The sequence below is a fragment of the Flavobacterium sp. UMI-01 genome (assembly GCF_019656315.1).
In the GTDB taxonomy this organism is placed as follows: domain Bacteria; phylum Bacteroidota; class Bacteroidia; order Flavobacteriales; family Flavobacteriaceae; genus Flavobacterium.
Genome location: NZ_BPLU01000067.1, coordinates 1 through 24,463, shown reverse-complemented (window position 1 = coordinate 24,463; position 24,463 = coordinate 1). Strand labels below are relative to the sequence as shown.

Annotated in this window: 20 protein-coding genes; 15 read left to right on the top strand and 5 right to left on the bottom strand. The window is 36.3% G+C overall.

Translation table 11 applies throughout. The features are described from left to right. The first annotated feature begins 14 nt into the window (after positions 1-14). The 10 genes from K5R64_RS13940 to K5R64_RS13900 all read left to right on the top strand — a co-directional run bounded on the left by K5R64_RS13940 (position 15) and on the right by K5R64_RS13900 (position 7,033). Positions 15-500 (top strand): hypothetical protein, encoded by a 486-nt coding sequence (locus K5R64_RS13940; RefSeq protein WP_220764291.1) that lies wholly within the window; start codon positions 15-17, stop codon positions 498-500. Then, on the top strand, positions 493-1,329 hold the full coding sequence (locus K5R64_RS13935; RefSeq protein ID WP_220764290.1) for a hypothetical protein: 837 nt from the start codon (positions 493-495) through the stop codon (positions 1,327-1,329). The genes K5R64_RS13940 and K5R64_RS13935 overlap by 8 nt, the downstream gene beginning before the upstream one ends. Positions 1,330-1,367: 38 nt before the next feature. Further along, positions 1,368-2,831, top strand: coding sequence for a hypothetical protein (locus tag K5R64_RS13930; RefSeq protein WP_220764289.1), 1,464 nt, complete (start codon positions 1,368-1,370; stop codon positions 2,829-2,831). A gap of 59 nt (positions 2,832-2,890) precedes the next feature. Further along, complete coding sequence (locus K5R64_RS13925) at positions 2,891-4,000, top strand: hypothetical protein (RefSeq protein WP_220764288.1); 1,110 nt, start codon at positions 2,891-2,893, stop codon at positions 3,998-4,000. 12 nt (positions 4,001-4,012) lie between these two features. After that, complete coding sequence (locus K5R64_RS13920) at positions 4,013-4,516, top strand: hypothetical protein (protein ID WP_220764287.1); 504 nt, start codon at positions 4,013-4,015, stop codon at positions 4,514-4,516. Positions 4,517-4,518: 2 nt separating this feature from the next. Beyond that, positions 4,519-4,920 (top strand): hypothetical protein, encoded by a 402-nt coding sequence (locus K5R64_RS13915; protein ID WP_220764286.1) that lies wholly within the window; start codon positions 4,519-4,521, stop codon positions 4,918-4,920. A 199-nt stretch (positions 4,921-5,119) separates the two neighbouring features. After that, positions 5,120-5,248, top strand: coding sequence for a hypothetical protein (locus tag K5R64_RS17255; protein ID WP_255580388.1), 129 nt, complete (start codon positions 5,120-5,122; stop codon positions 5,246-5,248). Next, positions 5,245-5,940 (top strand): hypothetical protein, encoded by a 696-nt coding sequence (locus K5R64_RS13910; RefSeq protein ID WP_220764284.1) that lies wholly within the window; start codon positions 5,245-5,247, stop codon positions 5,938-5,940. Before K5R64_RS17255 ends, K5R64_RS13910 begins: the two co-directional genes overlap by 4 nt. Beyond that, entirely contained in the window at positions 5,838-6,368 is a 531-nt protein-coding gene (locus K5R64_RS13905) for a GNAT family N-acetyltransferase (protein ID WP_220764804.1), read from the top strand. The genes K5R64_RS13910 and K5R64_RS13905 overlap by 103 nt, the downstream gene beginning before the upstream one ends. Further along, positions 6,365-7,033, top strand: a complete 669-nt coding sequence (locus K5R64_RS13900) for a formyltransferase family protein (RefSeq protein WP_220764282.1) — start codon at positions 6,365-6,367, stop codon at positions 7,031-7,033. Before K5R64_RS13905 ends, K5R64_RS13900 begins: the two co-directional genes overlap by 4 nt. A 264-nt stretch (positions 7,034-7,297) precedes the next feature. On the opposite strand, the gene K5R64_RS13895 is transcribed toward K5R64_RS13900, so the two are convergent. Further along, positions 7,298-8,368 (bottom strand): serine hydrolase, encoded by a 1,071-nt coding sequence (locus K5R64_RS13895; RefSeq protein ID WP_220764281.1) that lies wholly within the window; start codon positions 8,366-8,368, stop codon positions 7,298-7,300. A 248-nt stretch (positions 8,369-8,616) separates the two neighbouring features. Between K5R64_RS13895 and K5R64_RS13890 the strand changes: the two genes are divergently transcribed. Then, on the top strand, positions 8,617-9,057 hold the full coding sequence (locus K5R64_RS13890) for a lipocalin family protein (protein ID WP_220764280.1): 441 nt from the start codon (positions 8,617-8,619) through the stop codon (positions 9,055-9,057). Beyond that, a complete protein-coding gene (locus K5R64_RS13885; RefSeq protein WP_220764279.1) occupies positions 9,038-9,334 on the top strand; it encodes a DUF721 domain-containing protein in 297 nt (98 codons plus the stop codon). The genes K5R64_RS13890 and K5R64_RS13885 overlap by 20 nt, the downstream gene beginning before the upstream one ends. 77 nt (positions 9,335-9,411) lie before the next feature. Here the strand turns inward: K5R64_RS13885 and K5R64_RS13880 are convergent, their stop codons facing one another. From K5R64_RS13880 to K5R64_RS13870, 3 genes are all read right to left on the bottom strand, one after another. After that, entirely contained in the window at positions 9,412-9,831 is a 420-nt protein-coding gene (locus K5R64_RS13880) for a nucleoside-diphosphate kinase (protein WP_220764278.1), read from the bottom strand. Between the two features lie 74 nt (positions 9,832-9,905). Beyond that, positions 9,906-11,495 carry a bacillithiol biosynthesis cysteine-adding enzyme BshC gene (bshC, locus tag K5R64_RS13875; RefSeq protein WP_220764277.1) on the bottom strand — a complete coding sequence of 530 codons (1,590 nt, stop codon included), beginning with the start codon at positions 11,493-11,495 and terminating at the stop codon, positions 9,906-9,908. Between the two features lie 83 nt (positions 11,496-11,578). Further along, positions 11,579-18,796, bottom strand: coding sequence for a T9SS type B sorting domain-containing protein (locus tag K5R64_RS13870; protein ID WP_220764276.1), 7,218 nt, complete (start codon positions 18,794-18,796; stop codon positions 11,579-11,581). Between the two features lie 257 nt (positions 18,797-19,053). Between K5R64_RS13870 and K5R64_RS13865 the strand changes: the two genes are divergently transcribed. From K5R64_RS13865 to K5R64_RS13855, 3 genes are all read left to right on the top strand, one after another. Then, positions 19,054-21,258, top strand: a complete 2,205-nt coding sequence (locus K5R64_RS13865; RefSeq protein WP_220764274.1) for a radical SAM protein — start codon at positions 19,054-19,056, stop codon at positions 21,256-21,258. Positions 21,259-21,397: 139 nt separating this feature from the next. Next, entirely contained in the window at positions 21,398-22,354 is a 957-nt protein-coding gene (gene mgrA, locus K5R64_RS13860; RefSeq protein ID WP_220764272.1) for an L-glyceraldehyde 3-phosphate reductase, read from the top strand. Between the two features lie 537 nt (positions 22,355-22,891). Next, on the top strand, positions 22,892-23,911 hold the full coding sequence (locus tag K5R64_RS13855) for a porin (RefSeq protein ID WP_220764270.1): 1,020 nt from the start codon (positions 22,892-22,894) through the stop codon (positions 23,909-23,911). Positions 23,912-24,278: 367 nt separating this feature from the next. Here the strand turns inward: K5R64_RS13855 and K5R64_RS13850 are convergent. Further along, on the bottom strand, positions 24,279-24,463 hold a 185-nt coding region (locus K5R64_RS13850; protein ID WP_220762118.1), incomplete at its 5' end, for a transposase.

The following is a 24,463-nucleotide window of genomic DNA, read 5'->3' as shown; positions in this document are numbered from 1 at the left end:
AAAAAAAGGAAATTATGTGGTATAACATAGACTGGAACATTTTTGCGCTAGATCAAATACTGATTTCATTACGTAAACCCTCGGTTTCGGCATTGGGACAAATTATATTGAAGCCTTTGAACTCACTTTATTACAAATGGTACAACTGGCGCATTGACAACATATACAAGCTAGAACACACTGGACAAATATGTTATTTAAGAGGTTCGCTCAATGATAAGTTTGACCCAGTTGATAGGCGCATATACATAGGTAACGGCTTATTATACGATACGCAGTACATTTTTACTGAGGCGGAAGAGCAGGACGTTTGGCTGGACACAGAGGCGGAAGAGGACACAATTTGGCTTAGAACCGAAGCCGAAACGGCTGACACAGGACTTGACTTTATTGTTTACGTTCCTGAGGCAATTTATAATACACAACTTGACGGGCTTAAGGCTCACATTGATTTTTACAAAGCAGGTGGTAAACGATATAGCATTTTCATAGATGAATAAATCAACTTTTATACAAACAGGGGGGTATCCGCTTAAAGCGGAACGATTACAGGAATTAGAAACAGCCTATTCTATTTTTAATTCGCTTGGAGCATTGGCGGGTAACTTGACGATTATTTCGGGTTGTGTCTTGAGTGGCTCTACTATTGGGGACGGCTTTGTCTATATCAATGGTGAATTGCTTGATTTTAGAGAAGCTGATGTTACTGAGGGTTCGACCGTGATTATTATTGAAGAACCTGTAGAACGTGGCTTTAAAAATGGAGTAATTAAGCAAGTTCACACGATACGTTATGCGACATTTGGAACGGCTGACACTTCGTGGTTGTGGACTGACTTCAAACGTGTTGACCCAATGGTGGTAATGATGTCACGTTTAGAAACACTTGAGAAAAAAAGTGCGGTATTTCAAGCTGGTGGTGGTATGGTGTTATGGAATAAACCCGCTGCCGATATTCCTGCGGGGTGGCAGGAAGTGGTTGACTGGCGTGGACGTATGCCCGTTGGGTTTGACGCTACGCAAACGGAATTTAATGTTATGGGTAAACCAGGAGGTGCGAAAAATAAAACCCTTTCCATTGCTGAACTGCCACAACACGATCACTTTATGTTTTCTAATGATACAGTAGATGCTGGAGTCGCAATTACATCATCAAATTCGCCTGTAAAAGAGGGATATAATGCAGGTGGAGATGGAAACCAAAATTATCGAATTAGAAGTTCTAACAATACGCCAACTGTTGGTAAAACAAGCCAAAAAGGTAGTGGTCAAGAGTTCTCAATACTTAACCCATACAGAGTAGTAATGTTTATTGAATATATAGGATAACCCTTCGACAGGCTCAGGATGACAAAAAAACAAATTATATGGCAACATTAGCAGAAATATACGATTGGTTCATGACGGGTAAAAAGCCCACACAAGCGCAATTTTGGGCTTCGTGGGGTAGTTTTTGGAACAAAGGAGAAACAATACCACAAAGTGCGGTTTCGAACCTTACTAGCACATTAGCGGCAAAGGCTGAAAAAGCGCAATTTGATGCGCATAAAACGGCGGGTGATGCTCACCAGGCGTTGTTTGATTTGAAGCAAAGTTTAGACGAAAAAGGCGAAGCCAATGGTTATGCTCCACTGGATGAACTCACCAAGATAGCAGCTATCTATTTGAATATCGTAGATGACTTGGTTACGGGTGGCTCTGATGCTTTGGCTAGTGCTGAGACGGTTAAAACGTTGAAAGCTCAAATCGATGCGATTAACTTGATATTAACCTCAGACGATGTGAACTTAGACACAGTTCAGGAGATTGTGGACGCCATTAAAGAGGTAGAAACTTCGCTTGAAACGATCTTGGTGAACGACCTGACCACGGGCGGAACTACGAAGGCTTTAACGGCTGAAATGGGGAAAACGTTGAAGGGGTTGATTGATGCGCTTACTGCGATTGTAACAACTAAAATAGGAGGTAGCGGAACAACTGACTATATTCCTAAATTTACAGGAACTGGAAATATTGGAAATAGTTTAATTTATGATAATGGTACTAATGTGGGTATAGGCACTACTATATTATCATCAAAATTATCAGTTGTAGATCCATATTCTCCATTTAACTTTAAATCTACTCCTTCAGTAATTGGTAGCGGAACAGGAATGGAGTTTTTGGTTAATGCTGGTGTACCAAGGTTTAACTTTTTAGTTGACGGTGCATACGTTGGTCAATTTAGGTCAGATGCAAGTGGCCTTTTTGCAATAAAAAATAATGTTGATAACATTGGAGATATAAGTTTCTTAACTACAATGTTGAACGGGGCACATACTAGAGCTGTAATTAAAAATAATGGTAATTTTTTAATAGGTACAACAGTAGATAGTGGGCAGGGTAAATTACAAGTCATCGGCATAACTTCAACTAATTCACTAAAAATCCAAGATACCCCCTCAACGGCAACAGGAACACCCCTTTTTCTTACATGGAACAGTAATACAAAAGATGTAGAAAAAGTTCCAATGAACTGGGTTAATTTACAAAGTATTGCCACGGCTACTACTGTAACCCCCACTGCTTCTGATGACATGGTTAAGATTACAGCATTAGCCCAAAACTGTACTATTGCGAATCCCACAGGAACTTGGACAGAGGGTCAGCCATTTGTTATTAGAATCAAGGATAATGGAACCTCAAGAACTTTGAGTTATGGAAGTAACTACAGGGCTATAGGTGTAACGCTTCCTACGGCTACTACGATTGATAAAACAATTTATCTGGCAATCATATATAATGACACAGACACTAAGTGGGATATTATTGGAGTTAAAACTGAGGCATAATGAAAAAGTACAACAGGATAATATGGATGATGCAGGATGATGTCAGTGCTTTAAATCAGATGACACTGACTTTTACTGACATCTCCACCACCGCTACTTGGTTAGGTATTGGGGATTATACAGATATAGCTGAGTGGAATGATTATTTTAATATGCAAGGTAGTTTGGAATTTGATTCTGTAGATGTAGTTGGTAATGTGGCTACTTTTACAGTAGCTTCGGTTCCAGCAGATTCTTATCTTTATTTGTACAATCTGTATTTAGCGGATTTCTCGTTATCTGGAACATTTGAAGGAAACATTCTTGAAATATCAGTTGAAGAAAATGACTTGACAGCTTATCCAGATAGTGTTTATCCTTCTGGTTTAACTTCTTTAGATATTAGTGGTAATAGTGGTATTACGGTATTTAATCCTGTAAATGCTTTACCTAATAGCATAGAAGCCTTAGTATTGAGTCAATGTGGTTTGACAACATTCAATCCCTCACTTGCATTGCCAAGTAGTTTAATATGGTTGTACTTGCAGGATAACGAAATAAGTGAGTTTAATCCCAGTGTGGCACTTCCGAATAATACTCAATTAATGTTTTTATCTGGAAACCAATTAACGTCCTTTAATCCTTCTCTTCCTCTACCAAGTAGTTTGTTCTTGCTGACACTTGGTAACAATCAGATGACTGTATTTAACCCTTCAAATTCTCTACCAAGTGGATTGGTGGTATTGGTATTAGCAGGTAATTTATTAACAGCATTTAATCCCTCAATTGCTCTTCCTAATAATTTAGATGTTTTAGATTTACAATCAAATCAGCTAACGACATTCAATCCATCCATTGCGTTACCAAGTGGACTAAGCATATTGTTACTTTCAAACAATCAGCTAACGACATTCAATCCATCCATTGCTCTTCCCAATAATTTAGCTCTTTTAGATTTACAATCAAATCAGCTAACGACATTCAATCCATCCATTGCGTTACCAAGTGGACTGAATAATATAAATATTTCATCCAATTTGATAACAACCACTGCTTGGAATGATGACACTGCTTGGATTAGTAGTCTAGGAACTGGCGGCACAATATACACGACTGGCAATACAAATTCAATAATAGGTACAAATTCAGAAACATTACTTCTAGCTAAAGGCTGGACAATACACGCTTAAAATTAAAACAATATGAAACTAATAGCACCAATTTATGTAAGCCCTCTTGATTCTGAGGGGCAATTCCAAAACGTTGAAATCAATGATACAGAAATAATCATACAAGGAGAGAATTTCTTTTCTGTAAAGTTTGATATGACTTATCAGAAGAATGATAGAACTATTTTACTTGGAAGTCATACGCTTTCATTTTTAGGGGATGAAGGGGATGAACAAAGTAGCAATAGAACCACCAAAATTTCAATTCTTAATCCCGAATATGACTCGGAAGACCCAGAGTCTAAACCAAGACTAACAGTGCCAATGCTTGCTTATATAGCTGAGAACGGTATGCCAGAAGATTATCAAATGGTAGATTGGGGATTTCCTACTGCCGAAAAAGCAAGACAAATGTTTACAGGTGGTTCGTTAGATGACCCTAGAGTGGAATTAACAGACCCTTTTGCAAGACAATGGCTTTTGAATACATTAAATTTTAAAGGAGAAAAAGCTATTGTTCAATTTCAATTTGTCTAATAATGGGCTTCTTATTATCAATAATCGCTTTAATTCTGTTTGTTTTCGTGTATATCCTTGACGAAATAACCGTCTTGGTTATTGACGTAAAAAACAGGAAGTGGTTTAAAATTACCGCTGAGCGAAAGTTTAAAAAAGCTTTCAAAGTCGATGTTTTTGCCAATAACTTATTTCCTAGTTTTTGGAATGCTGCTTTATCAAAAGGCGGTTACCAGTTTGGGAGGTTCGGCGAAACGCTATCGAGTGTTTTCGGTAAAAAAAGGCTTGAAAAGTCGCTTAGTTGGCTGGGTTGGTTGGTTTCAATTTTAATTGATGCCATTGATTTTACCAAATGGAATAAAGGCGGGCATTGTATTGCAAGCATAATGACTGATGAGGCTATTGAAAGCTTTATAGTTAAGTAGTTCCTATGGAGGACGGTCTCTCGACTTCGCTCGAGATGACAGGGAAAAATAATAGTCCTCCGCTTTAAAAAAGTATCTCACCCCAATTTTAAACACGAGCTCAAGAGCTACGGAGGACGTATCAATGTCTTCTTTAGTTCTTGAGCTTTTTTGTGTTTTATTGAGGTGAGAGGTACAAATGTAAACTAAATTAATATATATGGCAAAGCAATTTTTATACAAGCAACAATACGGGGTTATTGTGATTTGTAAAGATGAAGAAGAACAAAAAAAGGTGTTCGAAGAGTTACAAAAAAAAGGGCATAAACTTAAAGTGGTCACAACATGAAAATAACAATTGAAAACAGCACGAAGGATTTTGAAAGCTACCGTGCGCAAAGAGTAAAGTCCCTGTTTAATGCCGAAAGTGGCGCAAACTGGACACAAGAATTTAATATTGAAATTGATGACCTCGACTGGGGTATTGGATTAATTGTGGGAACGTCTGGAAGCGGTAAGACCTCATTAGGTCGCCAGTTCTTTGGTTCGGATAAGCTTCACGACCTTTATAAAGGGTGGGATAATTCAAAGCCTATTATTGACTGCATTTTGCCCAATGGCGATTTTAACGAAACCACCGCCGCTTTATCGTCTGTGGGCTTGGGCGATGTACCTAGTTGGTTACGACCTTTTGGCGCACTTTCTAACGGTCAGCAGTTTAGGGCGGGATTAGCTCGATTGGTTTCTGAGGCTCCCGATGAATCGGTTGTTGATGAGTTTACGTCCGTAATTGACCGACAGATTGCTAAAATTGGGGCTATGGCTTTCGCTAAGAATTGGCGCAAGAACAAAGGCAAAAAAGTAGTTTTATTATCGTGCCACTATGATATTATCGAATGGCTTCAACCAGACTGGGTGTATGATGTAAACACCAAAGTATTAAAAAAAAAATTGCTATCGCCAACCGACCCAATATCAAGCTTGACATTTGGAAGGTCAACGGAACTTACTGGAAGTATTTTAAAGAGCATTATTATTTAGACCTTCCGCATCCACCCGCCGCTGAGTATTTCGTTGGTACGGTAAACGGCGAATTGGTGGCGCACGTTGCCGTTTGCCCTTTGTTTACCGCTACGGCTTACCGTGCCACCCGATTAGTAGTAATGCCCGAGTGGCAAGGTGCGGGCGTTGGAACTGCTTTTTTGAATGAAATAATGCAATACCATTTGGAAGGAAACGGGCGCTGCAACCGAAAGTACCACACTTTTTTTCACACCTCACACCCGCAACTTTGTGGCTACTTGAGGCACTCTAATAAGTGGAATCAAACGGCTGCGATGCTCTACGGGTCGAATAAAACACGTAGTAATGCCAGTATCATGAAAACGGGTAAAAGTGAAGGTATTAAAGGCTGTGGCTACGGCGGACACTTTAGAGCAATACAAAGTTTTAAATATTTAGGAAAATGAAGAAATTAAGAGTTTTTATAAGTGGGCAAAAGTATTTTGGGGAGTTGGTTCTCAACCTTTGCAATAATATGCCTTTTGTTGAGGTTGTGGGTGTTTGTGCGCCACTAGATGATAAGTATATTACTAAAACCGCCCGCATTTTTAATATTCCAGTAATTCCTGCGGGCACATTAAACGCCGATACTATGCCCGATAATGTGGACGTGGGTATTACGGCTCACTCGTTTGATTATATTGGCACACGTACAAGATATAAGGCTAAAATTGGCTGGATAGGTTACCACCCGAGCTTATTACCTCGTCACCGTGGGCGTTCGTCTATTGAGTGGGCGGTGCGTATGCGTGACGCCGTTACAGGAGGTACTGTGTTTTGGCTGAATAGCGGGATTGACCGTGGTGATATTGCTTATCAGGATATTTTATTCATAGACCCGAAGCTATACGGTATGGAGCCTAAAAAGGCGGCAAAGTTACTGTGGGAGCATCATTTGCAGGGCTTAGGGCTATCACTGATTGAAACGGCTTTAACGGATATTAATAAAGGGATTATCATAAAGAAACCGCAACATAATGCCTTTAGCACGTTTGAGCCTAATACAGACGTCAAGGACGTGTTTAAACCTGATTTATTGATGCTAGAGCGGTACTCTTCTAAAAGTAGCTAAAAAAGCCCCGTTTGGGGCTTTTTAAATATATTTTAAACGGTGATTAAAACATTCTTATATTTGTCTCAAAAATGGAAATTTCGTTTTACAAAAGTGGAAATTTCGATTTTTCGATTATAAATAAAAGTTGCTTTGTTAGAATGATACGTTTTTAAAATAAAGTTGGATGAGGCAATTACTCTAAAAATACCAAGGTCGATTAAGCAATATCACTTTGTAACGTTTTGCGAAATCAGGAGGTGCAATTCCATAAAAAACTATTTTTTATTCATACAACGCTTTTATCTTTTTCCACAACGCATCATCAAAATCCGATAAAGCAAAATTGGAACCATCGGCAGCATCGCCCATACGGATGACTACCATTTTTTTACTGGGAACGATATAAATTTTTTGATCATTTTTGCCCAAAGCCATATACATATCATTAGGTGCTGACGGAATTATACTCCCTGGTATTTGCAATTGTGATTGTGGTAGGTGGTAACTGCTTTTTCCGTTGAGCCACCATAAATAACCGTAACCTAAATTGATATTTTGAGAAGTGTTGGTAGCTTCGTTCCAAAAGTTTTCATTTATTATTTGAGTGTTTTCCCATTTCCCTTTATTAGCAATTAACAAACCAAAACGAGCCATGCTACGACTGGTGCTAAAGTAAACCGAGTTATTGTCTATTTGAAACCAATTACCCTCCATGCCTATTTTATCTCTTAGTTTGGCGTTGAAATAATTGTTCCAAGATTGTTTAGTAGCTTGAGCCACTACGTCTTGTAATTTTACATAGACATTGTGATACGCCCATCGAGTACCCGCATCAGCTTTATAAGTAAGACAAGCTGGTGTTACACAGTCATTGCTATCGTCTAGACCTGAGGTCATGCTGAGTAAATGCTTGTTAGTGATTAAGTTTTCCTTGGCCAATGGTAAACTAGTCCACCCAGTTCCTATGTAGTCGGATACTTTATGGTTGATGTTAATATAGCCTTCTTGTGCTGCTATACCTGTTACTGCGGATGTTAAGGTTTTGCCAGCACTAGCCCAGTACCATCCTTTGCTAGCGGTATGACCATTAAAATAGTTTTCCATCACAATTCGTCCGTCAATTAAAAGGATAAAAGATTTAGAGTTTTTGAGTTCTAAAAAATCTAGTAAGGATTGAACTGCATTTTGATTCCAACCCAAACTAGAAATACTTTTGGTTTCCCAAGTATTGCCTGCTAATGGAGGGAAATAAGTAGTTTCAACAGGAGAATCATTATCATTACTACAAGCGGTGAGTAGGAATAAGAATAAAATACGACTGCTTCTTTTTAAGTAGTGATTGATTAATTCCATTGAGTTCCTGTTTAAAATTTACTTTTTTAGTCTTATGAACTGATTCAATGTGTTTTTGACTAAATGTAATTTAAAAAGTTTAAAGTGAGTACTGTTTTTTTTATTTTGTTTGCTGTTTTTAAGTTTAACTTTGTAAATGGAAATAATGTGTTACGCTTGCCATTGTCATAACACTGGCTTGCTAACAATTGCAGGACTACATGCAAGCGAACTAATGAATGTAATTTGCATCTATAAAATAATAAAGTATGAAATGGTTTTTTAAATGGTTGTTTTTTTGTTTATTCTTTGTTTCTTGTCAACATAAAATAACACCTGAGGATGTAGTAAAACTCAATGGCTACTGGGAAATTGAAAAAGTTGAGGTAGCTGAAGGAGAAGATAAGAATTATAAAATCAACGAAAATTTTGATTATTTTGAAATCAAAAATAACGTAGGTTTCCGTAAAAAAGTAAAACCACAATTAGACGGAACTTTTATAGCTAATGACAGTTATGAAAAGATAAAAGTACGTTTTGAAAAAGAGGCGGTTTATTTGGATTATTCAACTGATTTTGCCAAATGGTCTGAGGAATTAGTAAAGGTAACGGACGAGGAATTAGTTGTGAGAAACGAGGAGAATAAAGAATATCATTATAAAAAAACAGGAGCAATAAATTTAACTGGAAATGGCGAAACGACTAAATAATGAAAGTACTGTGGGGGCTGTGATTCAACAATTTATTGAAGGGCACAGACTGCAATCAGGTATGGATCAGGTAAACGTGAAAGAAGCTTGGGCTAATTTGATGGGCAACGGTGTAAATCGCTATACCCAAAACGTAGCGTTGAAAAACAGTACCTTGTATGTAGAATTGACTTCATCTGTTCTCAGGGAAGAACTGAGTTTAGGGAAATCCAAAATCATCAAAATGATTAATGAAGAAATAGGACGTGATGTCGTAACAAATGTAGTTTTAAGGTAATGATTTAAAATTCAGGATTTTTATTTAGGATTTAGCACCGCAAATCCTAAATAAAAAAATCCAAATTCTTTATTTATTTAAAACTGCTCTCTCCCTGAAAAATGAAAAGCACTTTCAATTGCAGCATTTTCATCGCTATCAGAACCGTGAACAGCATTTTCGCCTAATGATGTTGCGTATAATTTACGAATCGTACCTTCGGCAGCCTCAGCTGGATTAGTAGCTCCAATTAAAGTTCTAAAATCAGTAACGGCATTTTCTTTTTCTAAAATTGCCGCCACGATAGGTCCGCTAGACATAAAGTTTACTAATTCACCGAAAAAAGGTCTTTCAGCATGAATTGCATAAAATGCTTGTGCATCAGCTACAGTTAGTTGCGTCAATTTTAGCGATACGATTTTGAATCCTGCATTCGTTATCATAGCAAGAATATTCCCGATATGACCATTTGCTACAGCATCTGGTTTAATCATGGTAAAAGTTCTGTTAGTTGTCATGAGTTATGTTTGTATTTGTAATTATTAGGTGTTTTAGGGTACGAAAATAACTAAAAATATTAGTTTGATAGAGGTTATAATGTAATTATATCAAAATTTTGTGCAAGAGGGTTTAAGGTGTGCAATAATTTGGGAAGTAAATGAATCCCTTCTGTCAAATAAAATTCAGAGAAATTATTTTGACGTTCTTGTAATCCTTGGTTAGGAAATAATTCGTTTTGTAAATCAATGGCACGCTCTAGCTGGTCTTTTAATTTTCTTTTTTGAGCTTTGAACAATCTTTTTTCAAGATTTTCGAGTCCTTTTAGCTGCTTTTTTTCTTGTGCTTTTACCGCTCCTACAAAAGATTTATCTGTTTGTAAAGCCATTTCATAAAGACTTTGAAATTGGTGTTGGAGGTATTTTTTTTGTGTAGAAAAATCAATAGGAAAAGCAGAGTATTTATGAGTAAGTGCGTTGACTAGTTCATTTTGCTTTTTAAATAAATCAGCCCAAGAAAGTTCGAGTTTTTCTGCTTTGTTGACCTGTTTTTGAGTGGCTAAAACTACAGCATTTCGGACTAAAAGAATAGGAAAAGGAACTTTTACAGTATCAAAAAACGCCTTTAGTTCCAGCCAATAAGCGATTTCACCACCACCTCCAATGTAGCAGAGATTAGGTAAAATTACTTCTTGGTATAAGGGACGCATAACCACATTGGGACTAAATTTTTCTGGATTAGTATCCACTAAGTTCAAAATTTCATTTTTAGAAAAGGCCAAGTTGGTATTGTTGACTATAAATGTATCATTCTTATAAATTATTCTTTCACGTAGTTGGTCTTCAAGGTAGAAGAGATTGATTTCACGCGGATTTACTTGAATCGCATAATCACTGAGCTTGTTGATGGTTTCTTTTACAGCTTTAAATGCAGTTTGTTGGGTTAATTCTTCTTTGATGTAAGGAGCAAATAGCTGTTTTAAGTCGGAATTATCGGCATCAAGGATAACCAATCCATATTCACCAAATAAAGCATTCGCCAAAAATCTTGTGGCATCGGCCAAATTGGAGTGGTGTAAATAAGCTTGGGTGAAAAGTGTTTTTAAGGTGTTAGCATTGGTAGTGTGTCCTAATTCTAGTGCAAATATTTCTAAAAACTCATCTAGTCCCTCGGTGTTTAATCGTCCTACTGCTCCAGTGCTTGCTGTGTTCCAGCGAAATTTTTTTCCTTTGAAATTAAAATAATTGATCTCCTCAAAGTCATGGTCTTCTGTAGCCATCCAATAAACAGGAACAAAATTGTAGGCGGGATAGGTCGCTTTTAGTTTGTGAGTTAAATTAATTGTCGAAATGATTTTGTACAAAAAATACAATGGACCGCTAAACAAATTCAATTGGTGACCAGTGGTGATGGTAAAGGTATTGTTGACTTTTAAAGCTTCAATATTTTCTGCTGTCAAGTCGGATATCGTGGTGTTTTGATATTGTTTGTGTAAAACAGAAACCAATGTAGTTCTTGTTTCAAGACTAAACTGTTCTCTTTTTTCTTGTATTTGTGCTTCAAAATTTTCCAAAGTTGGAAATCGGTTATACAAAGAGTCAAGATTTGATTTTTGGTTCAAATAATCGATCATCAAAGGGGTGAAATAACCTGAATTTTGATAGCTAATACAGTCGTTTGGCATGTTTTTTCATTCTAAATTTACTGCTAAAATAAGAAAACTATAATGATGTTTTCAGGGATTAAGAAATGTTTAGGAAATGATGATTATCGTTTTAGACTAAAATGACCTCTGTATTCCTTTTCGTTTTCTCTTGTAACCACAAACCAATAATCAGTTGCTGGAAGTTCTCTTCCATTATAAGTACCATCCCAACTGTCGTTCTGCGAAATAAAAGTCTTGATTAATTTTCCATATCGGTCAAATATTTTTATCGTGATGTTAGTTTCCATTTCCGAAAATTGAATGTTCCAAGTGTCATTGTATCCATCCCCGTTTGGAGTGAAATACTTAGGATACATTAATAAATATACTTCTTCGCTAACGGTACCACAACCATTTTTATCTTTAACAGTTACCTCATATTTTCCATTTCTTAAACTGGTAAATTGGTTGCTGTCTTGAAAAAGATTACCGTCAATGGAATATTCATAATCACCATTCCCAGTTACAAATACAGAAATACTATTTTCAGTATCTGTCCAATCTACCGTTGAAATATTCGTAATAGTTGCTTTATTCGATAAAACAACTTCAAATTCTTTACGGCTGGTACAATGTATTGTTCCGTGATGGTCTTCTACTTCTACCCAATATTTACCTTCTTGATTGATAAGTAGGGATGAAGCTGTACTTCCTGTGGACCATAGGTAGCTATTGTGATTTCCCGCATCTACCAAGGCTGAGGTGTTTTGACAAATAGGAACGATGTTGTTAATAGGAACCAAAGGTTTTGAAAACAAGGTGAACTTTAATTCGGAAATGGCATAACAAGGAGTATTGGAGTTAATACGAACATAAAGGGTATTTACTCCTAATGATAATTTATAGTTTTTAAAGTCAACTATTTTGTTGGATAATACTTGGTTTTCAGCCCCTATAAGTGAGGTGTAATAGTGAAACTCATACTGATTAGGGTTTGCAATAAGTGATGGGTTATAGGAAGATAAATCAATGGTTTTTGTTTTTTCATCAAAATCGTCGCAAAATGAGACATTGTAATTATTGGCGGGTAAGCTGGTAATAAACGAAATGCTTACGGCCAATTTTTGAGTGCTCTCACAGTTATTAAGCGTTTGAGTTGCATAATACGTTTCGCCATCAGTGAGAGAAGTGTTTGAAGGCAATAGAATTCCAGTACTGTTGTACCATTGGATAGTGGTGCCAGTAACTGTAATTGTATTTAGGGTTGGATTTTGATTGGTACAAAAAGATTGATCAGCGTCACCTAAAGGAGCGGGTGTATCTTGAATTTTTATCAATACTGCTTCTCTTTCGCTTTCACATCCGTTAATTGTTTGAGAAGCATAATAAGACGTATTGTTTTGTAATAAGGTATTAAGAGGGACACTATTTCCATTAGTTGCTTGGTCATACCATTGAACGTTTTGTCCTGTAATGTTTATAGTACCTATAGTAGCATTTTGTTGAATGCAAAAAGTTTGTGTGGCGGATGCAGTAGGTTTAGGTGTAAAATCGGTAAAAGGGATTAGGGTAACTTTTGTAGCATTGGAAATACAACCCAAGTTATTTTTAACTTTTAGGTAATAGGTGTCAGGAGTGAGGTTGGTTTGGATAGCATTTGTAGTCCAACTGGCTCCATTATCAAAACTATATTCTTGTGCACTATCGGTAATAGAGATGGTTCCTGTAAGAGTATGACAGTCTGGTTGAACGGCTGTAAACTGGGGGTCATTCGGATAATCAGTCGGGGCATTAATGGTTACCGAAGATGCTGTAGATTCACATCCATTTGTGTTTTTAACTCGTATAAGATAGGTTCCAGCGGCTAAGTTTCCTGAGTTAGGATTTACTGAATAGCTTTGTCCATCATCAAAACTATATTGATGTGCAGTGCTTGTTATAGCGATTGAGCCAAAAGGGTTGCTACAACTTAAGGGATGTACAACCGTTACACTTGGAGGAGAAGGCGCATTTTCGGGTGGATTAATAGTGGCAGAAAATGCCGGTGAAGGACAGCCATTTGTGTTTTTTATACGAATTAAATAATTTCCGGGAGCTAAACTAGCGGTATTGTCGGTGTTCCAGCTAAGACCATCATCAAAACTATATTGATTTGCCACAGTAGAAACCGTAATTGTACCTAATGAACTAACACAGCCTTTTGGGTCAGCCACTATCACTTTTGGTACTCCAGGAACAGTAGGTGCAGTATCTATGGTGACAGGTGTACTAAGCGAAATACAACCAGAATGGTACTTTATCATGACATCATAAGTCCCGGCTGAAAGATTAGTCTTAGTGTTAGATGTTCCAAAGGTAAGTCCATTGTCAAAACTATATAAATCTGCTACGGTATCAATGGATATCGTCCCTGTAAATTGAGAGCAATTGGGTTGGGTTACTTTGTACAAAGGAGCGGGAAGGTCAGAGAACGGTGAAATAGTCACTGTTGCTGGATCAGAAATACAACCCGAAGCATCTTTGATTTTAATAAAATAAGTTCCTGGAGAAAGATCGGTTTTAGTATTGCCATAAACATACGATAATCCATTGTCAAAACTATAAGTAGCAGCATTTGTTGTTATAGTAATAGTTCCTTTTGGCGCGCTACAATTAGGTTGTGTTGTAGTAAAACTAGGAGCTGCAATCGTGGTTCCTGAATTTAAATTTACAATTGTCGATAGCGATTCACAACTAGATGAAGTAGGTTTATATTTAACAATATAAGTGCCTTCTCCAATATTTAATTTGGTTGGGTTGGTGGTCCAGCTATTTCCATCATTAAAACTATAACTTATTCCCATGCTGTTTATAGTAATGCTTCCATCTGTGGCGCCACAGCTTGTAGGTTGGGTAATTTTAACTACAGGAGCAACTGGTTTCGCAGGCGGCGCATAAATATAAGCGGAGGTGGTGTTTGATATGCATCCTAAACTATTTTTAATAATTATAGAATAGGAGCCTGAAGACAAGTTCTGTAATGTGGGGTTAGTTGTCCACGTTTTACCTCCGTCAAAGCTATATTGATCAGATGCAGTATTTATGGTTATTGAGCCACTGGGAGTATTACAATTAGGTTGAGTAACAAATATACTAGGTGATGGTAATTTGTATTTATAGATATAAGTAGATTGAGGTTGTGATTTACACCCTAATGCATTTTTGACAATAATATTATAATAAGAAGCAGTTGGGTTCAATAAAACAGGATTTGTTGTCCAAGTAACACCATTGTCAAAACTATAACTATCAGCAGCTGAAAATACAGTAATACTTCCTCCATCACCGCAACTAGGTTGTACTGTTTTTATATATGGTGATTGTAAGTAATACGGGTTAAGGTAAATAGAGATGTTATAGGATTTACAACCAAGTGCATTTTTTATGGCAATGGAGTAACTGCCTGAAGTAATATTGGTGAGGGAAGAATTTGTTGTCCAAGTTACACCTCCGTCAAAACTATAATAATCTGCAACCGTTGCAATATTGATGCTTCCATTTGTGCCGCATGAGGGTTGTATGACAGTAAAGTCTGGATTGGGTAAAAAATAGGGGTTGAATCTTGCAATGGTGGTATAGGGACTTGAAATACAGCCCGAGGCATCTTTTACAACTAGATAATAATTAAAATCAGTTGTGAGATTAGTAAAGGTATTAGAGATTTGCCAAGTTTTTCCACCATCTATACTGTATTCTTTATATAGAGGACTAAAGGTGACACTAGCGGCGCTTCCACAACTCGGTTGAGTAGTTGTATATATAGGATTAGGTAGATAAAAGGCTTGAATGTTTACACTACTTGATCTCGAAATACAGCCGTTTGCGTTTTTTATCAGTGGATAATAGTATCCGGGAGCCAGATTTGAAAAGACTGGGTTTGTAACCCATGATTGGCCGTTGGTGATACTGTAAAAATCGGCTACAGTATTGATAGTGATAGTACCTTGTGTACTACATGTAGGTTGTGTAACACTGTATTTAGGTGTAGCTAAATAGTTGTTATCTAAAAAAATGAAGATGTGTTTGGAAACACAGCTCCCATTTTTTATTTTTAAGTAGTAATAACCTAGAGTTAAATTACTAAAAACATTATTAGAACTCCAGGTTTTTCCATTGTCGATGCTATAAAAATCAGCAACAGTATTAAACGTAATTGTTCCGGAGTTGCCACAACTGGGGTTGACTAAAGTAAAATCAGGATCAGGGAGATTGGGCTCATTAATTAAAATATTAACACTTTTTGAGATACAACCCAAACTGTTTTTTATTAAAATAGTATGATAAGTATAAGAACTTATGTTGGATAAAGTTGGGGTGGTTTTCCAAGTATAACCTCCATCAAAACTATAATAGTCTGCTGTTGTGTTTATGGTGATACTCCCTGTGAGATTAGTACATGAAGGTTGTGTAACCGTATAAGAGGGTTCGTCTATATTAGGATTGTAAAGATAAACGGGGGTGCTATAGGAGATACAGCCAAGATTGTTTTTAATCAATACAGAGTAAATTCCTGGCGGTAAAGATTTGGAATTGAGTGTGGTCCAAGTCACACCATTGTCATAACTATAATAATCAGCTAATGAGTTAATAGTTATTTTTCCATTGGTTCCACAAGTAGGTTGTTCTATACTAATTGTAGGATAAGGGAGGAAGGATCGATATAAATTAACAAAGCTAGCCTGACTGATACAGCCGGCTTTGTTTTTTACTTTTATGAGGTAGTTTCCATGAGGTACATTGGCAATGTTGTCTGTAGTCCAAGTTACACCACCATCAAAACTATAGAAATCTGCAACTGTAGAAATGATAATGCTTCCATTGTTGCCACATTCAGGATAAATTAGACCATATTCAGGAAAGGTATCTTTAAGGTCGTTTGCATATACATAGGTGAAATTTGAAGTACATCCAATAGCATTTTTAATACCTATAGCGAATGTTCCTGAGTTTAAAATGTTTTTAGTATTGCTTTTTACCCATGTAACTCCTCCGTCAAAAGTGTAAAAATCAGAAACCGTATTGATAGTGATGCTTCCAGGTTGTGAACATGCTGGATTTATTAACGTATAAAAAGGAGTGGCTAGAGTATTGCTACTAATAAGAACATTACTAGCTGATGAAATACAGCCTTGGGAATCTTTGGTTCGAATTTTATAATTACCGGGGCCAAGATTTGAGGCAGTAGCAGTAGTCACCCATGTAACTCCATCATCAAAGCTAAAGTAAGCAGGGTTCCCCAAAATTGTTATCGTACCTACATCGCCACAAAATTTTGGATTGGTGGAGGTGTATTGGGGATAAAGTGTGGTTGCGGTTTTAATGGTAACACTTTGAGAATAAGAAGTACAACCGTTGACTGTTTTTATTTTGACTAGATAAGTTCCTGGATTTAAATTGCTTTTGGTGTCATTAGTAGTCCACGTAACTCCGTCATCAAAACTATATTGTGCTGCAGGCGAGGTGACTTTTATAGTTCCTTGTGGAGAGAAACAAGAAGGTTGTGTGATTTGAAGGGTAGGTAAAACGGCAGTTTGACTGCTCTCAATGACAACATTTGCCTCACTACTACAGCCAAATGAATCTGTAACGGTCACTGAATAAGTGCCAATAGAGGTAATGGTTATATTTTGTGTTGTTTCACCCGTGCTCCATAAATATGAGGCCCCAGGGGAAGTTGTTAATACGGTACTACCAGCACAAACGTTTAGTATTCCAGTAATATTTGCGGTTGGATTTCTTAATTCCAAACTGGCCGAAATAATCTTATAACAACTAACGTCTTTATTTACTTTTACATAAATAGAGGTACTAGGGCTCAAATAACTGGTTGGGTTGCTGATAGCATTCAAGTTGTTTACGGCCTCGTCGTAGGTCATGTAATAACTAAAGTTTAACCCAGTAGTCGTATTAACAACCAAAGGATTTAACTTGGTTAGGTCAAAATTTTCAGTTCCATCGCGATTCGAGTCACACTGTGATATTTTAGCGGTTTTTACATTGATGTCACAACTAGCGGTACAATTTAAAAAAGAGATATCCCAGCCGGGATTAGCATCTGCATCTATAGCTGAATTAAATGTCGTTCCAGAACATGAGGTTCCTGAAATATCATAATCCACTTTTACTCCTACATTGTAATTCGCATTGGAAACATCAGGAAAATCAGTGGCTTTTAATAAGAAACAAAACGTTTTATTGGCAGTGTCTAAAGAGGAGGTGGTCGAAGTGCTATAAACCGCAATATTGCTGCTGTCGTAAACGGTCAAAGTAATTTTTTTTAAGGAAGCAGAAATACCACCCGAATTTGGAATGGTATAATTTCCGCAAACAGATATAGGTAAAGTGGAACAAACTTTATTTAAGGGTTCTAGTTCAACGGAGCCTTGTAAGTTTTCAGTAGAATGTAATAAACAAATATCATCAACATACATATAACCAAAATGACCTCCTAATCCACATCTTGAAGCCATAAATTCGATAGTAAATTCTTCATTATTAGGTAGGGAGGAAATATCCAATAGTCCAGATTGCCAATTAGCAGTATATAAAGTAACATAATGGGAAGTTTGACTCGGCACTTTCGTGAATATGCAATTTTTTTCATCACCTACTAAGCAAATTTCATTGACGACACTCCCTTTTTTGTCTAAAATACGTGCTTTAACAAAGGGTTGGTTGTCAGTATGACTATTGTCATAAACCGTTTGTAAGACTGCTTTGTAATTGAATTTGAGGTATTTTTCATTATTTGTTTTAAATCTTTTTCCTTGTACAATTGAGCCGTAGGTGGAGCTATTCTCGTAGTTGATTTTAAGAGCATATTGGTCAAAAGCCTTTATATCTCCCATGTAGGTATCAATGTAGTTTGCGGGTACTCCCGTAGCCATAATATTCAGGTTTGAGGGATTAAAACGATTGATATATGAATTGGCTGTATTCGAAATAGAACGGCATTGTGTAGGTCCAGCAGGGTCTCCTATATTATATAAAAAATTTTTAAGATAACTATTCCCATTGATGGTTTCATATTGTTCCAAACCACCATTGGTACACATTTCTACAGCTTGTTGAACAGCACCCGTTTTTGAAGTGATATTTGCTTTATTTAAATTTTGTTGCTCAAACTTTCTTTTTTCTTCTCGAATTTTCAAAAATTCTTTTTGTTCTTCCAGATTTTGAATAAGATGCCCGTGAGAATCTTCAAGTAAGTGGTGGTGTGTAGCATCGTGATTTTCCTCTTGCGAAAAAACAATAAGTGAGGATAGGAATAAAAGAAATAGTAAGAGGTCTTTTAGCTTCATTTATAGTAATGTTGGAAAACAAATGTAAGTAAAAAGATTCAGTTTTTTATTATGAAAGAATGGAATTTTGTGTAGGTAAATTTCAGCTGATTTTAAAGATTTTTTTGTGGTTTTTTAAAAAATAAAATAGTTCTATTATTTCTTGAATTGTGTTTTTTTTATTCTAAAAGTGAGACGTTTTTTTCTATTTCCCATAAAAAGATCTTTAGTTGAATAATAATTAATAAACCTTATTTTTGTACAAAACAAAATTCCCTTTGACACCAAAACTTCTTTTAATTACGCCCCCTTTTACGCAACTGAATACACCTTATCCAGCAACAGCTTATATAAAGGGATTTCTAAATACTAAAAATATTGATTCCGTTCAAGCGGATTTGGGTATTGAAGTGATTTTGAAATTATTTTCGAAAGAAGGATTGATAGATTTATTTCAGGTGTCAAGTGTCAAGTTTCAGGTTGAAGCCGTTTCGGATAATGCCAAAAGAATAATTGCGCTCCAAGACGAATACATCAAAACGATAGATTCGGTTATTGCTTTTTTACAAGGAAAAAATCCCACCTTGGCACTTCAAATTTGCCAAGAAGATTATCTGCCTGAAGCCTCTCGTTTTGCTCAGTTGGAAGAATTGGATTGGGCTTTTGGTTCTATGGGAACTCAAGATAAAGCTAAGCATCTAGCGACATTATATCTCGAAGATATCTCTGATTTTATTGTCGAATGTGTCGATGCTAATTTTGGTTTTAGTCGGTATGCTGAACGTTTGGGACGTTCTGCCAATTCATTTGATGAATTGTACGAAGCCTTACAACAACGGCAAACCTATATTGACGAAGTATTACTTTCGATACTGAAAGAAAGAATTGAAACCGTTCAGCCTAATTTGTTTTTGATATCCGTTCCTTTTCCAGGGAATTTATATAGTGCCTTTCGTTGTGCACAATGGGTGAAAAAAAATCATCCCCAAATTAAAATTTCAATGGGTGGCGGTTTCCCAAATACCGAATTGCGTTCGCTATCCGATACCCGTGTTTTTGAGTTTTTTGATTACATTACTTTGGATGATGGGGAGCTGCCAGTAGAGTTATTAATCGATACCCTTTGTCAGAGGGAGCCTGTCGAAGTCTTTTTTAGACGTACCTTTTTATTAGAAGACGGTCAAGTCGTTTATAAAAACAATTCCACCAAACCCGATTACAAACAATCGCAAGTTGGGACACCCGACTATTCGGATTTGTTGTTGGATAAATATATTTCAGTTATCGAAATTGTCAACCCGATGCACCGCATGTGGAGTGACGGTCGCTGGAACAAACTCACGATGGCACATGGTTGTTATTGGGGGAAGTGTACTTTTTGCGACATTTCGTTAGATTATATTAAGGTGTACGAACCCGTGGCGGCGAGTTTGCTTTGTGATAGAATTGAAGAATTAATGGCTGCTACAGGGCAAAATGGATTTCATTTTGTTGACGAAGCCGCACCGCCTGCTTTGATGCGGGCCTTGGCACTCGAAATTTTACGCAGAAAATTATCCGTGACTTGGTGGACAAACATTCGATTCGAAAAAAGTTTCACGGCTGATTTGTGTATGTTACTCAAAGCTTCAGGCTGTATTGCTGTATCTGGTGGACTGGAAGTAGCTTCTGACCGATTATTGAAATTGATTGACAAAGGCGTTACAGTGGAGCAAGTGGCTAAGGTGACCCAGCATTTTACGCAAGCTGGAATTATGGTACATGCTTATTTGATGTATGGTTATCCCACACAAACGATTCAGGAAACCGTGGATAGCTTGGAGATGGTGCGTCAATTATTTGAAGCAGGCGTGTTACAATCGGGTTTTTGGCATCAATTTGCGATGACGGCGCACAGCCCCGTGGGAATGTATCCAGAGCAATTTGGCGTGGTCAAAGAAACGGAAGCCATTGGAACATTTGCCAATAATGATATTAATTATAAAGACAAAACGGGAATCAATCACGATAAATTTAGTTTTGGCTTGAAAAAATCCTTGTTCAACTTCATGCACGGCATTTGCTTCGATTATCCGTTGCAAGATTGGTTTGAATTTAAAATTCCGAAAACCAAGATTCCAGCTGATTTTATCTACAATGCTTTGGAAAACGAAGGAAGTTTAACGATCAAACCTACAGCAAAAGTAGTTTGGTTAGGCGGAAAGCCAGCAGTGGAATATTTTACCAAATCTAAAAAGGGAAAGAGTTGGGAAATGATGAGTCTGACTTTTCATGATAAAAAAGAAAGTTTTACCATTCAAACCAATAAAGAAGAAGGGAAATGGTTAGTCTCGATTTTGGATAAAATAGCGGTTGCCAATACAAAGGTATATTCGTTCCAAGAAATACAAGCCGATTTTGAAAAGGAATTGGAGGATTTTGAATTGTTTTGGTATTCCAAACCGATACATATAATAAGGAGTTATGGTTTGTTAGTTTTGTAAAACTAAAGATAAAATTAAAGTTTGTTGTCAGGCTGAGCTAAGCCTGCCCTGAGTATATCGAAGGGTCGAAGCCCTTTTTGCTATAAAGTTATAGGTTGTAGTTAATGACAATCTCATAGGAAAATAAAAAAATAAAGACATGAAATACAACAGATGTGGAAAAAGCGGTTTGTTATTGCCTCAAATTTCTTTGGGCTTATGGCACAACTTTGGTTCAGTAGATAATTTTGAAAATGGAGAAAGCATCGTTAAGGAAGCTTTTGATAAAGGAATTACCCATTTTGACTTAGCTAATAATTACGGACCAGTTCCTGGTTCAGCGGAAACTAATTTTGGAAGGATTTTAAAAAATAACTTTCAAGGCAATTTAAGAGACCAAATGGTGATTTCGACCAAAGCAGGTTATACGATGTGGGAAGGACCTTATGGAGACTGGGGTTCTAGAAAGTATTTGCTTTCTAGTTTAGACCAAAGTTTGAAACGAATGGATTTAGAATATGTAGATATTTTCTATTCTCACCGTCCTGACCCCGAAACGCCTATTGAGGAAACGATGATGGCTCTAGACCATGCTGTTCGTTCGGGTAAAGCATTGTATGTAGGAATCAGCAATTATTCGGCGGAGCAAACCAAGGTAGCTGTAGAAGTTTTAAAGGAATTAGGAACACCTTGTTTGATTCATCAAGCCAAGTATTCAATGTTTCAGCGTTGGGTAGAAGATGGTTTATTGGATGTATTAGAAGATAAAGGTGTCGGTTGTATTGCTTTTTCGCCTTTGGCACAAGGTTTATTGACGGACAAATACTTAAACGGAATTCCAGAAAATTCTAGAGCGCATAATCCTAATGGACATTTAAAAAGAGAAGAAGTATCAGAAGAGCGCATTCAAAAAATCATTCAATTAAATCAAATTGCAAAAGAAAGAGGCCAGTCTTTAGCTCAAATGGCGTTGGCGTGGTTGATGAAAGACAATAGAGTGACTTCTGTTTTGATAGGAGCAAGTTCTGTTGGGCAACTAAACAACAATTTAGAAAGTCTCCAGAAATTGTATTTTACCGCTGATGAATTAGCAAGTATAGAGGAAATTATAAAATAGACACATTAACATTTTGTTAAGTTATTTGAAAAGGTCTCCAATGGTGTTGGAGGCCTTTTTTAGGTTTAAAAACGAGATTTTCTAGATATAAGAACAATATTGATGGTGGTATTTATTTTTTTTAATTAAAATAAGCACCCCCTGTTTTTTAAAGGGGGTATTCTTTTTAAGAGTTGTTTTTTGTGGATTTTAAGTGATTTTTTTTGATTGTTTTGTGTTTGTTGGTGTAAAAAATAGGGGTTGTGTTAAAAAATAGCGTTGTGAATAGTGTATTTTTTAGTGCCAATTTGTGCAAAAAGACTATTTTTTTGTTTTTGATTTTTGATTATTAATAAAACGACCAAAATTGGCTCAAAAAATGAAGTATTTCTTGTTTTAGTTAATTTTTACTTAATATATTCGCTACAGAAAAATAAATAAATGCAGTGTATTTGTGTTTTTTGAAACAAAATAAAAGTTAGAATTCTAGTCGTTCTAAGTAATAAAGAATAGGAAAAAACCATTTACATTAATTATTAAACCAAAACAAAATTAAACATGAAGAAAGTAATTTTTATTTTAGCTTTAGCGCTAACAGGAAACATGACATTTGCTCAAGACACACCATTAGAAATTTCTGGATCAGCGGATCTTTATTACAAGTATGACTTCGCTAAAGGTGAAAACATTGGAACAAGTTTTGCAACAGATCATAATTCAATTTCTTTGGGTATGATTGATATCGCTTTAAAGAAAACTACTGGTAAAGCTTCTTTCGTTGGTGAAGTTTCTTTCGGACCAAGAGGACAATTTCAATCAATTCCTAATTCTGATAATACATATGATGAAGGGAACGGATTTAATTCATTCCATATTCAAAATTTGTATGCTACTTATGCAGCAACAGATAAATTAAGCTTCACAGCTGGATACATGGGGACATTTGTAGGGTATGAAGTAATCTCACCTGTGGCTAATTTCCACTATTCTACTTCTTATTTATTTACTAACGGACCGTTCCAAAATGCAGGGGTAAAAGTAAATTATGCTTTCTCTGACAAAGTAGGTTTGATGGTAGGTGCTTTTAATGACCAATGGAATTCATATAAAGCAGATCCAATTAAAGGGTTAAACGCAATTGGTGCTCAATTATCGTTGGCTCCTACAGAAGGTGTAAGTGCTTACATTAACTTTATGGATGGTTCAGAAAGTGGGACAATTGTAGATTTAACAGCTTCTTTCCAATTATCTGAGAAATTCTCATTAGGATTGAATACTGCTGATTTTTCAAATGGAGACAAAATTGGTTACACTGGTGTAGCTTTATATCCAGCGGTTGCAGTAACTGAAAACTTTGGTTTAGGTTTACGTGGGGAATATTTTAAATTCAAAGAAAATTCATCAGTTGATGAGTCTTATACAGCATTGACTTTCTCTGCTAACTTAAAAGCAGGTGGATTGACTATTATTCCTGAGTTTAGATTAGATAGTAGCTCAGAGGATGTGTTTGCAAAATCTAACGGTAACGCTACTAAATCAGCTTCACAATTTGCTGTAGGTGTGGTTTACGGATTCTAAATCTATGATTAATTGAAAGGTAGGTAAACTATCTATTACATATAAAAATATTTTTTTACTGTCAAGACATTCTTTTATAGATGTTTTGGCAGTTTTTTTTTCTAAATAAAAAATATAATGATTAGTGTTCAGGGAAAAGGACTACCGATTGAAAAAGTTTAGTTTTAATATAATGATAGTATGCCTAATGGTATTTTATTCCGTCTTGGAATGTTTTGAAGGATTATTAGGGGGCATAATCAAAATGTGCCCTTTTAATGCCTTTTTTGTTTTAACTTAGGTATTTTTCGATTGTATTAAAATTATCTGTTCTACAAATGGATGCCCAATATAATAATAGGATTGGATCAAGTTCAAAAGTTGGGGATTAGGCAAAAAGATTGGATAATCTAAACAGGAAAAAATCAATTTTTCTAACACCTCTAAATTGCGCTCTAAAAGCTTTGATTTTTGCATTAAAAGACTCCGCTGAAGCATTTGTACTTCTATTATCAAAGTAGTTTAGTATTGATTGGTAATTAATCTTTATGGTATTGAGGACAATGTTGAAGT

Bases quoted from the DNA above. Each gene is read 5' to 3' on its own strand.
- K5R64_RS13855 (WP_220764270.1), top strand. From the start codon at position 22,892: ATGAAGAAAGTAATTTTTATTTTAGCTTTAGCGCTAACAGGAAACATG.
- K5R64_RS13935 (WP_220764290.1), top strand. From the start codon at position 493: ATGAATAAATCAACTTTTATACAAACAGGGGGGTATCCGCTTAAAGCG.
- K5R64_RS13915 (WP_220764286.1), top strand. From the start codon at position 4,519: ATGGGCTTCTTATTATCAATAATCGCTTTAATTCTGTTTGTTTTCGTG.
- K5R64_RS13870 (WP_220764276.1), bottom strand. From the start codon at position 18,796: ATGAAGCTAAAAGACCTCTTACTATTTCTTTTATTCCTATCCTCACTT.
- mgrA (WP_220764272.1), top strand. From the start codon at position 21,398: ATGAAATACAACAGATGTGGAAAAAGCGGTTTGTTATTGCCTCAAATT.
- K5R64_RS13925 (WP_220764288.1), top strand. From the start codon at position 2,891: ATGACACTGACTTTTACTGACATCTCCACCACCGCTACTTGGTTAGGT.
- K5R64_RS13895 (WP_220764281.1), bottom strand. From the start codon at position 8,368: ATGGAATTAATCAATCACTACTTAAAAAGAAGCAGTCGTATTTTATTC.
- K5R64_RS13900 (WP_220764282.1), top strand. From the start codon at position 6,365: ATGAAGAAATTAAGAGTTTTTATAAGTGGGCAAAAGTATTTTGGGGAG.
- bshC (WP_220764277.1), bottom strand. From the start codon at position 11,495: ATGCCAAACGACTGTATTAGCTATCAAAATTCAGGTTATTTCACCCCT.
- K5R64_RS13880 (WP_220764278.1), bottom strand. From the start codon at position 9,831: ATGACAACTAACAGAACTTTTACCATGATTAAACCAGATGCTGTAGCA.
- K5R64_RS13930 (WP_220764289.1), top strand. From the start codon at position 1,368: ATGGCAACATTAGCAGAAATATACGATTGGTTCATGACGGGTAAAAAG.
- K5R64_RS13890 (WP_220764280.1), top strand. From the start codon at position 8,617: ATGAAATGGTTTTTTAAATGGTTGTTTTTTTGTTTATTCTTTGTTTCT.
- K5R64_RS13940 (WP_220764291.1), top strand. From the start codon at position 15: ATGTGGTATAACATAGACTGGAACATTTTTGCGCTAGATCAAATACTG.
- K5R64_RS13885 (WP_220764279.1), top strand. From the start codon at position 9,038: ATGGCGAAACGACTAAATAATGAAAGTACTGTGGGGGCTGTGATTCAA.
- K5R64_RS13920 (WP_220764287.1), top strand. From the start codon at position 4,013: ATGAAACTAATAGCACCAATTTATGTAAGCCCTCTTGATTCTGAGGGG.
- K5R64_RS13910 (WP_220764284.1), top strand. From the start codon at position 5,245: ATGAAAATAACAATTGAAAACAGCACGAAGGATTTTGAAAGCTACCGT.
- K5R64_RS17255 (WP_255580388.1), top strand. From the start codon at position 5,120: ATGGCAAAGCAATTTTTATACAAGCAACAATACGGGGTTATTGTGATT.